This is a genomic window from Bradyrhizobium sp. BRP20 (genome assembly GCF_020194215.1).
Lineage (GTDB): Bacteria > Pseudomonadota > Alphaproteobacteria > Rhizobiales > Xanthobacteraceae > Bradyrhizobium > Bradyrhizobium yuanmingense.
The window spans coordinates 175,951-188,977 of record NZ_JADYVY010000009.1 but is presented as its reverse complement, the minus strand read 5'-3'; the positions used below and the strand labels follow the sequence as shown (position 1 = coordinate 188,977).

12 protein-coding genes are annotated in these 13,027 nt (G+C 65.8%); 7 read left to right on the top strand and 5 right to left on the bottom strand.

Going from position 1 to position 13,027, the window contains the following annotated elements; all coding sequences use genetic code 11:
* Positions 1–143 precede the first annotated feature (143 nt).
* Positions 144–1,376, top strand: a complete 1,233-nt coding sequence (locus tag I6F33_RS22160; RefSeq protein WP_128265735.1) for a penicillin-binding protein activator — start codon at positions 144–146, stop codon at positions 1,374–1,376.
* A gap of 100 nt (positions 1,377–1,476) precedes the next feature.
* Here I6F33_RS22160 and hemW read toward each other — a convergent pair whose 3' ends face one another.
* Genes hemW through rph form a run of 3 tightly spaced genes read right to left on the bottom strand, consistent with a single transcriptional unit; the run spans position 1,477 to position 3,981 of the window.
* Positions 1,477–2,634, bottom strand: a complete 1,158-nt coding sequence (hemW, locus tag I6F33_RS22155; protein ID WP_036024335.1) for a radical SAM family heme chaperone HemW — start codon at positions 2,632–2,634, stop codon at positions 1,477–1,479.
* On the bottom strand, positions 2,621–3,256 hold the full coding sequence (rdgB, locus tag I6F33_RS22150; protein WP_225142246.1) for an RdgB/HAM1 family non-canonical purine NTP pyrophosphatase: 636 nt from the start codon (positions 3,254–3,256) through the stop codon (positions 2,621–2,623). The genes hemW and rdgB overlap by 14 nt, the downstream gene beginning before the upstream one ends.
* A gap of 11 nt (positions 3,257–3,267) precedes the next feature.
* A complete protein-coding gene (gene rph / locus I6F33_RS22145; RefSeq protein ID WP_036024340.1) occupies positions 3,268–3,981 on the bottom strand; it encodes a ribonuclease PH in 714 nt (237 codons plus the stop codon).
* A 168-nt stretch (positions 3,982–4,149) separates the two neighbouring features.
* On the opposite strand from rph, the gene hrcA reads away from it, so the two are divergent.
* Together hrcA and grpE are read left to right on the top strand one after the other, a co-directional pair.
* Complete coding sequence (hrcA, locus tag I6F33_RS22140) at positions 4,150–5,238, top strand: heat-inducible transcriptional repressor HrcA (RefSeq protein ID WP_036003234.1); 1,089 nt, start codon at positions 4,150–4,152, stop codon at positions 5,236–5,238.
* A gap of 94 nt (positions 5,239–5,332) precedes the next feature.
* The gene (gene grpE / locus I6F33_RS22135; protein WP_036003237.1) at positions 5,333–5,950 is read left to right on the top strand and encodes a nucleotide exchange factor GrpE; all 618 of its coding nucleotides are present in this window, start codon (positions 5,333–5,335) and stop codon (positions 5,948–5,950) included.
* A gap of 152 nt (positions 5,951–6,102) precedes the next feature.
* On the opposite strand, the gene pncA is transcribed toward grpE, so the two are convergent.
* On the bottom strand, positions 6,103–6,825 hold the full coding sequence (pncA, locus tag I6F33_RS22130) for a bifunctional nicotinamidase/pyrazinamidase (protein ID WP_036003240.1): 723 nt from the start codon (positions 6,823–6,825) through the stop codon (positions 6,103–6,105).
* Between the two features lie 230 nt (positions 6,826–7,055).
* Positions 7,056–7,997 carry a hypothetical protein gene (locus I6F33_RS22125; RefSeq protein ID WP_225144153.1) on the bottom strand — a complete coding sequence of 314 codons (942 nt, stop codon included), beginning with the start codon at positions 7,995–7,997 and terminating at the stop codon, positions 7,056–7,058.
* 394 nt (positions 7,998–8,391) lie between these two features.
* Here I6F33_RS22125 and dnaK point away from each other — a divergent pair, with 394 nt between their 5' ends.
* The 4 genes from dnaK (at position 8,392) to I6F33_RS22105 (ending at position 13,023) form a co-directional block, all read left to right on the top strand.
* Entirely contained in the window at positions 8,392–10,293 is a 1,902-nt protein-coding gene (gene dnaK / locus I6F33_RS22120; RefSeq protein WP_036003245.1) for a molecular chaperone DnaK, read from the top strand.
* Between the two features lie 272 nt (positions 10,294–10,565).
* Entirely contained in the window at positions 10,566–11,702 is a 1,137-nt protein-coding gene (gene dnaJ / locus I6F33_RS22115) for a molecular chaperone DnaJ (RefSeq protein ID WP_036003248.1), read from the top strand.
* Positions 11,703–11,789: 87 nt separating this feature from the next.
* Positions 11,790–12,389: a class I SAM-dependent methyltransferase gene (locus tag I6F33_RS22110; protein ID WP_225144152.1), complete on the top strand. Its 600-nt coding sequence runs from the start codon at positions 11,790–11,792 to the stop codon at positions 12,387–12,389.
* Between the two features lie 55 nt (positions 12,390–12,444).
* Complete coding sequence (locus I6F33_RS22105; RefSeq protein WP_036024345.1) at positions 12,445–13,023, top strand: NADPH-dependent FMN reductase; 579 nt, start codon at positions 12,445–12,447, stop codon at positions 13,021–13,023.
* Positions 13,024–13,027: the final 4 nt, after the last annotated feature.

Sequence of the window (13,027 nt, the reverse complement as noted above, 5' to 3'; positions counted from 1 at the left end):
ACGGGATTGCGGCCGCGTTAAGCGGTTGTTATCCTTTTGTTTTGGTTAACTATTTGCCGACACACTGCCTGAATCCGCGGCTCCCCGTCGCGGAAAGCAATGTCGTGATCAGCCGGCGACGGCGGGTCGGAAGAGAAGCTGCCATGGTCGGCCCGCGTCATCCAAAGTCTCACCTTCCGGGATCCCGATCGCCAGGGGCGACCCGGCGGACTGCGCTCGGCCTGTTGCTCGGCGCGCCCGTGCTGTCGGCCTGCGCCGGCGTGCAGCAAAGCCTCAGCCAGTTCTCCAACCCGTTCTCGAGCTCCGCGCCGCCGGCCCAGCCGGCAGGACCGCAGCAGCAGGCGACGACCGCCGGCACCGGCGGCGTGAAGGTCGGCCTGATCCTGCCGCTCTCCGCGGCCGGCAATGCCGGGCTCGCCGCGCAATCGATGCGCAACGCCGCCGAGATGGCGTTGGCCGAGTTCCAGAACCCGAACATCCAGCTCCTGATCAAGGACGACAATGGCAGCCCGCAAGGCGCGCAGGCCGGCGCGCAGCAGGCGGTCGACGAGGGTGCCGAGATCATCCTCGGGCCGCTGTTCGCGCAATCGGTGCCGGCGGTGGCGCAGGTCGCGCGCACGCGCGGCATTTCCGTCATCGCCTTCTCGACCGATTCCAGCATCGCCGGACGCGGCGTCTATCTGCTCTCGTTCCTGCCGGAGTCCGACGTCAACCGCATCGTCGAATATTCCGCCGGCATCGGAAAGCGCTCCGTCGCGGTGCTGGTGCCCGACAACGCCTATGGCAATGTCGTCGAGGCCGCGGTGAAGGCGGCGGTGCCGCGGCGCGGCGGGCGCATCGTTGCGTTCGAGAAATACGGTGCCGATCGCGCCACGCCCGCGCGCACCGTGGCGCAGCAGCTCGGCAGTGCGGACGCGCTATTCATTGCCGATGACGGCGATGCCGTCGTGTCAGTGGCGGATGCGATGACGGCCGCGGGCGCGAACCTGCGCAACATCCAGCTGCTCGGCACCGGCCTGTGGGACAATCCGCGCGTCTATGCCAGCGCCGCGCTGCAGGGCGGCCTTTACGCCGCGCCCGATCCGGCCGGCTTCCGCGCCTTCTCCGGCCGCTACCGCACGAAATACGGCGCCGAGCCGATCCGCACCGCGACCCTTTCCTATGACGCGGTCGCGCTCGTTGCCGCGCTGGCGCGCACGCAAGGCGGCCAGCGCTTCTCCTCCGACGTGCTCACCAACCCCTCAGGCTTCGCCGGCATCGACGGCCTGTTCCGCTTCCGTGCTGATGGCACGAATGAACGCGGACTTGCCGTGATGAAGGTGACGCAAGGCGGCGGCGTTGCGGTGGCGGGCTCGCCGAAGAGCTTTGGGGCGTAATGGTTTCGTAGCCCGGATGGAGCGCAGCGTAATCCGGGTTCTGTCCACGCGGTGAGACCGTCCCGGATTGCGCTACGCTCCATCCGGGCTACGAGATCCGCTAAGCCGCCAAATCCGCGACCACGGCATCCAGCACCGGAAAACCGCTGCTGGTCACGCGCAGCCGTCCCGTCGCATCCACGGTGATCGCGCCTTCCTCGCGCAAGAGCGCGATGCGGCGGGGGTCGAGCGGGCGGCCGGCGAGGGCCTTGTAGCGTTCGGGATCGATGCCTTCGGCGAGCCGCAATCCCATCAGCAGGAATTCGTCGGCGCGTTCCTCGCTGTTGAGGAGCTCGTCGCTGACGACACCGTCGCCGTTGGTCTCGACCCGCATCAGCCAGGCCTCGGGACGCTTCTCGGTGGCGGTGGCGTGGCGCACGCCGTCGATGTCGAGACGGCCATGTGCGCCGGGGCCGATGCCGGCATATTCCTCGCCGCGCCAGTACACCAGATTGTGCCGGCATTCGGCACCGCGCCGCGCGTGATTGGAGATCTCGTAGGCGGGCAGCCCGAGCTTGTCGCAGGTCTCCTGCGTGACGTCGTAGAGCGCGCGGGCGACCGCTTCGTCCGGCGTCTTCAGCTTGCCGGCCTGGTGCAGGCCGAAGAAGGGCGTGCCTTCCTCGATCGTCAATTGATAGAGCGACAGATGCTCGGCCGCTTCATCGATGGCGTGCCGCAGCTCGCCCGCCCACATCGCCGGCGTCTGGTCGGGGCGGGCGTAGATCAGGTCGAACGAATAGCGGTCGAACGCGCGGCGCGCGATGGCGACGGCATCGAGCGCTTCGCGCGCGCTGTGCATGCGGCCGAGCGCCTTGAGCGAGGCGTCGTCGAGCGCCTGCACGCCCAGCGAGACGCGGTTGACGCCGGCGATGCGATAACCGGCAAAGCGCGTGGCTTCGACGCTGGTCGGGTTCGCTTCCAGCGTTACCTCGACGTCGCCTGCGACGGTCCAGTGCTTGCCGATCGCGTCTAACACCGCGCCGACGGTGGCGGGCTGCATCAGTGACGGCGTGCCGCCGCCGAGGAAGATCGAGGTGACCTCGCGGCCGGGCGCGCGCTCGGCGGTCGTTGCGATCTCACGCGCGAAGGCGGCGGCGAAGCGCGTCTCGTCGATCGCGGCATGGCGGACATGGCTGTTGAAGTCGCAATAGGGGCACTTCGACAGGCAGAACGGCCAGTGCACATAGACGCCAAACGCATCCTTGTTAGCGCGGCTCAAGGCAGATCTCCGCCAGTTTCCGAAAAGCGCGGGCGCGGTGCGACAGGCCGAGGCCAAGCGGCGGCAGGCCGTGCTTCTCGATGCTGGTCATCTCGCCGAAGGTGCGGCTGTGCCCGTCCGGCAGGAACATCGGGTCGTAGCCGAAGCCGGCCGTGCCGCGCGGTGGCCAGATCAGCGTGCCGTCGACGCGCGCCTCGACCTCCTCGCGATGATCGTCGGGCCAGGCCACGCAAAGCGCGGAGACGAAGTGGGCCTTGCGCTTGTCCGGCGTGGTGGCGCCGCGCTCCTGCAGCAGGCGCTCGATCTGCGCCATCGCCGCGTTGAAATCCTTGGATGGACCGGCCCAGCGCGCGCTGTAGATTCCCGGCGCACCGTCGAGTGCGTCGACGACGATGCCGGAATCGTCGGCGAAGGAGGGCAGCTTGGTCGCCTCCGCCGCGGCGATCGCCTTGATCGCGGCGTTGCTGCGGAAATCGTTGCCGGTTTCCTCGGGCTCGTCTAGGCCGAGCTCGCCGGCCGACACCGCCTCGATCCCGTACGGCGCGAGCAGCTCCCTCATCTCGGCGAGCTTGCCGGGATTGTGGGTGGCGATGACGAGCTTGTCGGTGATTCGGCGGTGCATGGGCCTATTGACTACGCCACGGCCAGTTTCTGCAAGTCCACCAGACGCGCAATGCCCTTCTGCGCCAGGGCGATCAGCTTCAGGAACTCGTCCTGCGTGAACGGCTCGCGTTCCGCGGTGCCCTGCACCTCGATGATGCGGCCATCGCCGGTCATGACGAAATTGGCGTCGGTCTCGGCTTCCGAATCCTCGGCATAGTCGAGATCGAGCACCGGCGTGCCGTTGTAGATGCCGCAGGAGATCGCGGCGACGTTGTCGCGCATCACGTTGGCCTTCACCATGTTGCGCGCCTTCATCCAGTTGAGGCAATCGGCAAGCGCGACCCAGGCGCCAGTGATCGAGGCCGTGCGCGTGCCGCCGTCGGCCTGGAGCACGTCGCAATCGACCGTGATCTGGCGCTCGCCAAGAGCTTCGAGATCGACGATGGTGCGAAGCGAGCGGCCGATCAGGCGCTGGATCTCGACGGTGCGGCCGCTCTGCTTGCCGGCGGAGGCCTCGCGGCGGGTGCGTTCGGAGGTCGCGCGCGGCAGCATGCCGTATTCGGCGGTGACCCAGCCGCGGCCCTGCCCCTTCAGCCACGGCGGCAGGCGATCCTCCAGTGTGGCGGTGACCAGCACATGGGTGTCGCCGAATTTAACGAGGCACGAGCCTTCCGCATATTTGACCACGCCGCGCTCCAGCGTCACGGGGCGCAATTCGTCGGGCGCACGGCGGCTTGGCCGCATGGGAAATCTCCAAAACTCACGGGAATAGGCTGTTCGCGGTGCTTGTAGGTGGGGCGGGGGTGGGCGGCAAGGGCTTATTCACCCCCTGACCGTCGGCCTGCAAACGCCACGCTTGTCAGACGCGGCCCGGATGGACAAATTATAAGGATCCGAGAGGAGTTACCGTCTGTGGCCCATCACGATCCGATCCATCTGATCGCGCCGCGCGCAGGCCTTGCCCAGCTCAACGAGCGTTCCCGCGACATCTTTCGTCAAATTGTCGAAAGCTATCTCGCGACCGGTGAGCCGGTCGGCTCGCGCAACATTTCCCGCCTGATTGCGATGCCGCTGTCGCCGGCATCTGTGCGCAACGTCATGGCCGATCTGGAACAGCTCGGCCTGATCTATGCCCCGCACACCTCCGCCGGCCGGCTGCCGACGGAACTGGGCCTGCGCTTCTTCGTCGATGCCCTGATGCAGGTCGGCGACCTCAACGAGGCCGAGCGGCAGGCGATCCAGAGCCAGCTCTCGTCCGTCGGCGAGGCGCAATCGGTCGAGGCGGCGCTGGACCAGGCCTTGATGCGGCTCTCCGGCCTGACCCGGGCCGCCGCCGTCGTGCTGACGCCGAAATCCAATGCGCGGCTGAAGCACATCGAATTCGTCCGCCTGGAACCGGAAAAAGCGCTGGTGATCCTGGTCGGCGAAGACGGCCAGGTTGAAAACCGCGTGTTGACGCTGCCGCCCGGAGTTCCCTCTTCGGCGCTGACAGAGGCCGGCAATTTCCTCAATGCGCGGATCCGCGGCCGGACTTTGGCCGAAGCGCGGCTCGAGCTCGAGACCGCACTCGGCGAGGCCCGTGCCGAGCTCGATCAGCTGACACAGAAAGTGATCTCGGCCGGCATTGCCAGCTGGTCCGGCGGCGAGAGCGAGGACCGTCAGCTCATCGTCCGCGGCCACGCCAATCTGCTCGAAGATCTGCACGCGCTGGAGGATCTGGAGCGGGTTCGCCTGTTGTTCGACGACCTCGAGACCAAGCGCGGCGTGATCGATCTGCTCGGCCGGGCCGAGACCGCCGAAGGCGTGCGCATCTTCATCGGCAGTGAGAACAAGCTGTTCTCGCTGTCGGGGTCCTCCACCATCATCTCGCCCTATCGGGATGCCGCCGGCCACATCGTCGGCGTTCTCGGCGTGATCGGCCCGACGCGGCTGAATTATGCCCGCGTGATCCCGACCGTGGACTACGCCGCCCGCATCGTCAGCCGCCTGTTGGGGGGCTGACCGGCCTTTCTGCCGATCACGGGCGCTTGATTTTCGCGGGCTTAAGCACGATATCCGGGCCAACATCCCTGAAACGAGTTCGAGATCAGAGCCGATGACCGAGCAAGACCGGCAACCCCAAGACACGACTGCAGCGACCGGCGAGCCCGTGGTGTCGAAACCCTACATCATGCCCGACGATCCCGAGCCGGGTTCGGTCGAAACCCTGCAAAAGGAAGCGGCTGAAGCGCGCGACCGCATGCTGCGGACGCTGGCCGAGATGGAGAATTTGCGCAAGCGCACCGCCAAGGAAGTCGCCGACGCCCGCCTCTATGGCATCACCGGCTTCGCGCGCGACGTGCTCGACATCGCCGACAATCTCCAGCGCGCACTCGATGCCGTTCCGGCGGAGGCGCGTGCTGCGGCTGATCCCGGCCTGGTCTCGTTGATCGAGGGCGTCGAGCTCACGGAGCGCGCGCTGCTCAACGCGCTGGAAAAACACGGCGTGAAGAAGCTGGATCCTCAGGGCCAGAAGTTCGACCCGAACTTCCACCAGGCAATGTACGAAGTGCCTGACGCGTCGGTGCCGTCGGGCACCGTGGTGCAGATCATGCAGGCCGGCTACACCATCGGTGACCGCGTGCTGCGCCCGGCGCTGGTCGGCGTCGCCAAGGGCGGCGCGAAGACTGCGCCCGCGGCGAACAACAACGAATCGAGCAGCGCGGCGAACTGAGTGTTGGCGTCATTCCGGGGCTCGACGAAGTCGAGAACCCGGAATCCATTGAACAGCAGAGACAACCGCACAATGGATTCTCAGGTGCGCAAATTGCGCACCATAGCTCGCGCTGAAGCGCGCCCCGGAATGACGGAAGGATAGCGCGCCGCCTACGCGCTCACCGCGATATCCGCAGACTGAATCCGCTTCACGCCCGCCTTGGCCATGTCGGCCCAGGCCTTGGCGAGCGAGCCCTGCGTGTCGATGCCGCGGCAGGCGTCTTCCACCACATAGACCTCGAAGCCCGCCTTGCGCCCGTCGAGCGCGGTCCAGGCGACGCAGAAGTCTGTCGCAAGACCAGCGACGAAGACGCGCTTGATCTTGCGGCCCCTCAGGTAGCCGGCGAGCCCGGTCGAGGTCTTGCCGTCGGCCTCGAGGAAGGCCGAATAGCTGTCGACGTTCTTGTGAAATCCCTTGCGGATGATGAGCTCGGCGTGCGGGATCGACAGGTCCTTCGACAGCGCCGCGCCCTCGGTGCCCTGCACGCAATGGTCCGGCCACAGCACCTGCTTGCCGTAGGGCAGGTCGACCGTTTCGAACGGCTTCTTGCCGGAATGAACCGACGCAAACGAAACGTGGCCCGGCGTGTGCCAGTCCTGCGTCAGCACCACATTCGCAAATGCCTTCGAGATCTTGTTGATGACCGGCACCACCTGCTCGCCTTCCTTCACCGCGAGGCTCCCGCCGGGCAGGAAGCAGTTCTGCACGTCGATCACGAGCAGCGCGGACGCTTCGTCCGGCTTGATCGGTGCGGCCGCGAACAGCGCGCTTGGCGCGAGCGTCGCCAGCGCCGTCGTTCCAAGCATTGCCAAGACCTGTCGCCGAACCAGCATGTCTACCTCCCCTCCAGGATGATCCAACGGGAGGAAGCCTAGTTCCGTTCGTGTACGAACAGAAGCCCGAAAATGCGGCCGGTTCTGTCCAGCGCGTGGGCTGACAAAGCCCATAGCGCCGTCATCCCGGGGCGCGCAAAGCGCGAACCCGGGATCCATAACCACAGGGAGAAGTTGGGCGAAGGTTCTTCGTGAAACTGCGACCAACCACGATTAGCGCCGGCTTCGCCCTACCCCTTCGGCTGAATCCCGTCGCGCACGGCACGGAAGCGGGTGAAGGCGACTTGCCATTGGTCGCGCGGGGCGCTGGCGATGATGCGCAATGAAGCGCCGCCGCTCGAGAAGCGGATCCACTGCACCACCGTCACCGGGACCTTGTCCTTGCCGCTGACGCCGTCGATCCGGGTCTCGAAGCCTTGCTGGCCGTTGATGCGGATCGGCTCGGACATGGTGATGCGCGACTCGCGCACGCCGGGAATCTGGAGCGCCGCCTCCTGGGCGAAGCGGGCGCGGTCGTCGGCGGCTTGCGGGGTGGCGCCGATCAGGCCGAGGATCATGAACGGCCTCGCCTCGTAGCCCACGCTCTCATCGCCGTCGGCCAGGATGATGCTCGAGCCCGGTGCCAGGGTCTTGATGTCCTTGAAGTCGGCGAGATCGGTGATCTTGAACGGCAGCAGCGCGATCTGCTCCTCGGCCGAGACCTGCCTGCGGGTGGTGGCGCTCGCGAACATCTGTCGCACCGCCTCGTCCGTGTAGATCTTGGTCGCATTCTCCGGGATCTGTACCGCGACATAGCCGGAGAAGCCGGCGCCGGGCACGATCATCGAATACCGCTTCACCGGGGTATCGCCGGCCTTGCCGCTTTCGGTGGTGAAATAGGCAAGGCCAGCGGGGGTCTCGACCTTGTCCTGCTTGACGCCGCCGGTCCCGCCGGGATTGGAATTGAAGGCGCTCACGACCTCGCCATAGGCGGCCGGCGGCAGCTCGGTGACCAGCACCTTGACGTTGCCGTCCTCGCTCTCGAAGCCCGGAAAGGTCTTGGCCGTGCTGAGGCCGATCAACGGCACCATGCCGAGACGCAAGCCGGGTGGGAAAACGACGTCGGCGGCGAAGGCCGGAAGCGCTGTTACGGCGAGGAGGGCGAGCGCGGCGAGGGGGCGGGTCAGCTTCATGGCCACTCTGATTGGTTCACATTGAGGCCGTTCGATGGTCGGCCACCGGGCCGCTTTGTCGCGCGAAGCAGCTGCGCTGGCTGTGCGGTCGGTCCGCCTTTTAGCCGGTTTGGCCTCGCCGCAACAGGGCGGGCGGGCTTGCGGGTGCGGGGGCTTGCCGACGCCCGGACCTGTTAATAATTCCTCACCCGCAAGGGCGGTTGAGCCCGGATATCACCTTCCAAAACCCGATGTTTTAGCGGCAGAAACCTAGCTTCGGTCCTTGCGGGCCCCTCCCCCCCTCCTATATGAGCCTCAATCATCGCAATATCGCGGATGTTTGATCTTAGGGGGTTTCGGTTCGGGTGCCTCTTGGGCCCAGCCAACCTGCCGCAAAAAGAAGGATATCAGGACCATGGGAAAGGTCATTGGGATCGACCTCGGCACCACGAATTCGTGCGTCGCCGTGATGGATGGCAAGAACGCCAAAGTCATCGAGAATTCCGAAGGCATGCGCACGACGCCTTCGATCGTCGCCGTCACGGATGACGGTGAGCGCCTCGTCGGCCAGCCGGCCAAGCGCCAGGCCGTCACCAATCCCGAGCGCACCTTCTTCGCAGTGAAGCGCCTCATCGGCCGCCGCTACGACGACCCGATGGTCGAGAAGGACAAGAAGCTCGTTCCCTACAAGATCGTGAAGGCTTCCAACGGCGACGCCTGGGTCGAGGCCGACGGCCAGACCTACTCGCCCTCGCAGGTCTCGGCTTTCATCCTGCAGAAGATGAAGGAGACCGCGGAAGCCCATCTCGGCCAGAAGGTCGAGCAGGCCGTCATCACCGTTCCCGCCTACTTCAACGACGCTCAGCGCCAGGCGACCAAGGACGCCGGCAAGATCGCGGGGCTCGAAGTGCTGCGCATCATCAACGAGCCGACCGCGGCCGCGCTCGCCTATGGCCTCGACAAGACCAAGGCCGGCACCATCGCGGTGTATGACCTCGGCGGCGGTACGTTCGATATCTCCATTCTCGAAATCGGCGACGGCGTGTTCGAGGTGAAGTCGACCAACGGCGACACCTTCCTCGGCGGCGAAGATTTCGACATGCGCCTCGTGGGTTATCTCGCCGACGAGTTCCAGAAGGAGCAGGGCATCAACCTGCGCAACGACAAGCTCGCGCTGCAGCGCCTGAAGGAAGCCGCTGAAAAGGCCAAGATCGAGCTGTCCTCGACGACGCAGACCGAGATCAACCTGCCCTTCATCACCGCGGACCAGACCGGCCCGAAGCATCTGACGATGAAGCTCACCCGCGCCAAGTTCGAGGCGCTGGTCGACGACCTCATCCAGAAAACCGTCGAGCCCTGCCGCAAGGCGCTGAAGGACGCCGGCGTCACCGCCGGTGAGATCGGCGAGGTCGTGCTGGTCGGCGGCATGTCGCGCATGCCGAAGGTCCAGGAAGTCGTGAAGCAGCTGTTCGGCAAGGAGCCGCATAAGGGTGTCAACCCGGACGAAGTCGTGGCGATCGGCGCTGCGATCCAGGCCGGCGTGCTCCAGGGCGACGTCAAGGACGTGCTGCTGCTCGACGTCACCCCGCTGTCGCTGGGCATCGAGACGCTGGGCGGCGTGTTCACCCGCATCATCGACCGCAACACCACGATCCCGACCAAGAAGAGCCAGGTGTTTTCGACGGCTGAGGACAACCAGAACGCCGTCACCATCCGCGTCTTCCAGGGCGAGCGTGAAATGGCGGCCGACAACAAGATGCTTGGTCAGTTCGACCTGATGGGCATTCCGCCGGCGCCGCGCGGTATGCCGCAGATCGAGGTGACCTTCGACATCGACGCCAACGGCATCGTCAACGTCTCGGCCAAGGACAAGGCCACGGGCAAGGAGCAGCAGATCCGCATCCAGGCCTCCGGCGGTCTGTCGGAAGCCGACATCGAGAAGATGGTCAAGGACGCCGAGGCCAATGCCGAGGCGGACAAGAAGCGCCGCGAGGCCGTCACCGCCAAGAACGAGGCGGATGGCCTGGTGCATTCGACCGAGAAGGCTTTGGCCGAGCACGGCTCGAAGGTTGCCGAGAGCGAGCGCCGCGCCATCGAGGATGCCGTCAGCGACCTCAAGGAAGCGCTGAAGGGCGACGATGCCGAGGCGATCAAGGCCAAGACCCAGACGCTGGCGCAGGCTTCGATGAAGCTCGGCGAGGCCATGTACAAGCAGCAGGCCGAGGCCGACGCCAAGAAGGATGCGGCCAAGGACGACGTCGTCGACGCGGAATTCACCGAGGTCGACGACGACAAGAACAACAAGAAGTCCGCTTAAGCCCCGAGAGGGTGACGATGCGGACGGCTTGGACCCCACACACGCTACCGGCCTCCTCCCTCGCGGGGGAGGCCGTCGTGTCGGGACGGACGGGCCAGGACTCCTTTCAAGGCTCCTTCAAAGTCGGCCCCGTTACGATCGATCAATTCCCAGCCGTTATTCTCAGCGCTGCCAGGCTGCCCTCTGCCGCAAGGTCGAAGGGCGCTCATTCCGCCGCATGTCAGCGTTGTTCCGCGCCAACTTGAATCGCGATTGGATAGACCGAGCTCATCATGTCCACGTCCACCAAGCGCTGCTATTACGAGACCCTCGAAGTCGAACGCGACGCCGACGAAGGCAAGCTGAAATCGTCGTTCCGCAAGCTGGCGATGAAATTCCATCCCGACCGCAATCCCGGGGATGAGACCAGCGAAGTCAAGTTCAAGGAAATCAATGAGGCTTACGAGGTCCTGAAGGACAAGGACAAGCGCGCCGCCTATGACCGTTACGGCCACGCCGCGTTCGAGCAGGGCGGCGGCTTCGGCGGTGGCGCCGGTTTCGGTGCCGGCTTCGCCTCCTCTTTCTCCGACATCTTCGAGGACCTGTTCGGCATGGCCGGGCAGCGCGGCCGCGGCGGCCGCGAGCGCGGCGCCGATCTGCGCTACAACATGGAAATCACCCTCGAGGAAGCCTTTGGCGGCAAGACCGCGCAGATCGAGATTCCTGTCTCGGTCACCTGCGAGGCCTGCTCGGGCATCGGTGCCAAGGCCGGCACCAAGCCGAAGACCTGCTCGACCTGCGGCGGCGCCGGCCGCGTGCGGCAGTCGCAGGGCTTCTTCACGCTGGAGCGGACCTGCCCGGGCTGTCAGGGCCGCGGCCAGATGATCGAAGACGCCTGCCCGTCCTGCGCGGGACAAGGGCGGGTCACCCGGGAGCGGACGCTCTCGGTCAACATTCCGCAAGGTGTCGAGGACGGCACACGGATCAGGCTCGCCGGCGAGGGCGAGGCGGGGGTCCGCGGCGGGCCGCCCGGCGATCTCTACATCTTCCTGTCGCTGGCCCAGCACCAGTTCTTCCAGCGTGACGGCGCGGATCTGCATTGTCGCGTGCCGATCTCGATGGTGACCGCCGCGCTCGGCGGCGAATTCGAGGTGCCGACCATCGAGAAGGGCAAGACCAAGGTGAAGGTGCCCGCCGGCACCCAGTCGGGCCGTCGTTTCCGCATTGCATCAAAGGGCATGCCGGTGCTGCGGTCGCGCCAGATGGGCGACATGTACGTTCAGGTCATGGTCGAGACCCCGCAGAACCTCACCAAGAAGCAGCAGGAATTGCTGGCCGAGTTCGAAAAGCTTTCCTCCGGCAACACCCAGCCGGAAGCCGAGGGCTTCTTCGCCAAGGTCAAGGATTTCTTCGGCAATCGGGCGAATTGACGCGTCTTGACCGTATCGCCTCCGGCCTATACGTCTTTATGACATTTTCTGACACGCCGCGGTCCTGCGGTTCCGTCCGGTCCCGACATGCCATTGCCATCGTCCGCGCGTGCGTTGAAGAAGCCTCGTCTCGATGACGAGGTGCGCTTTCTCAGGTCGTGGATCGAAAAGCCCTTGCACATGGGCGCGGTGATGCCGTCCGGCAAGCTGCTGGCGCGGACCATGGCTCATTATGTCGATCCCGATTCCGACGCACCGGTGGTCGAGCTCGGACCCGGCACCGGCGCCATCACGTCCGCGCTGATCGAGCGCGGGATCGACCAGAAACGTCTCGTTCTCGTCGAATACAATCCCGGCTTCTGCGCGCTGCTGCGCGACCGCTACCCGCAAGCCAAGGTGGTGCAGGGCGATGCCTACCGCCTGCGCGACACGCTCTGGAATGTCTTGAGCGCGCCGGCCAGCGCGGTCGTGTCCGGCCTGCCGCTCGTCACCAAACCGATGCTGACGCGGCTGCGGCTCATCCGCGATGCCTTCACCGCGCTCGCGCCCGGTGCGCCCTTCATCCAGTTCACCTATGCGGTGGTGCCGCCGATCCCGAAATCGCTATCCGGCGTGTCCACAGAGGCCTCGGAACGGATCTGGATGAACCTTCCGCCGGCCCGCGTCTGGGTGTATCGCAAGCATTAAATCCGCCGGCTCCTCTTTGCGCGGCGGGCTCGTTTCGCCGAATGCATGAGATTGGATGCCAGCCCCCAAGATCCTGATCATTCCCGGCTCGCTGCGCACCGGCTCGCACAATGCGAAGCTGGCGGCTGTGGCTGCTTACGAATTCGTCCAGGCCGGCGTCGACGTCACCCGCATCTCGCTCGCCGATTTTCCGCTGCCGATCTATGACGGCGATCTCCAGGCCAAATCGGGCGTGCCCAAGCACGCGATCAATCTGAAGCGCATGATCGGCGCGCATCACGGTGTCCTCATCGTCTCGCCTGAATACAACGCCTCGGTGCCGCCGCTCCTGAAGAACGCGATCGACTGGGTCAGCCGCGTGCACGAGCTGCACGAGGCGCGCGGAGAGGTGTTCCGCAACCGGGTCTTCGCGCTTGCCGGCGCGTCCCAGAGCCGGTTAGGTGCCGCCCGCGCGCTGCAGGCGCTGCGGCTGATCCTCTCCGCCTGCCACGCCAACGTGATTGCCAGCCAGCTCACGCTCGCCTTTGCCGACCAGGCCTATGACGACAGGGACAGGCTGAAGAACGAGGGCGATATCGCCGCGCTGAAGGAGCTGGTGACGCAGTTGATCGACGTTTCCCAACGCATGATGTGAGGTG

Bases quoted from the DNA above. Each gene is read 5' to 3' on its own strand.
- I6F33_RS22160 (WP_128265735.1), top strand. From the start codon at position 144: ATGGTCGGCCCGCGTCATCCAAAGTCTCACCTTCCGGGATCCCGATCG.
- I6F33_RS22105 (WP_036024345.1), top strand. From the start codon at position 12,445: ATGCCAGCCCCCAAGATCCTGATCATTCCCGGCTCGCTGCGCACCGGC.
- I6F33_RS22125 (WP_225144153.1), bottom strand. From the start codon at position 7,997: ATGAAGCTGACCCGCCCCCTCGCCGCGCTCGCCCTCCTCGCCGTAACA.
- dnaJ (WP_036003248.1), top strand. From the start codon at position 10,566: ATGTCCACGTCCACCAAGCGCTGCTATTACGAGACCCTCGAAGTCGAA.
- dnaK (WP_036003245.1), top strand. From the start codon at position 8,392: ATGGGAAAGGTCATTGGGATCGACCTCGGCACCACGAATTCGTGCGTC.
- pncA (WP_036003240.1), bottom strand. From the start codon at position 6,825: ATGCTGGTTCGGCGACAGGTCTTGGCAATGCTTGGAACGACGGCGCTG.
- rdgB (WP_225142246.1), bottom strand. From the start codon at position 3,256: ATGCACCGCCGAATCACCGACAAGCTCGTCATCGCCACCCACAATCCC.
- grpE (WP_036003237.1), top strand. From the start codon at position 5,333: ATGACCGAGCAAGACCGGCAACCCCAAGACACGACTGCAGCGACCGGC.
- rph (WP_036024340.1), bottom strand. From the start codon at position 3,981: ATGCGGCCAAGCCGCCGTGCGCCCGACGAATTGCGCCCCGTGACGCTG.
- I6F33_RS22110 (WP_225144152.1), top strand. From the start codon at position 11,790: ATGCCATTGCCATCGTCCGCGCGTGCGTTGAAGAAGCCTCGTCTCGAT.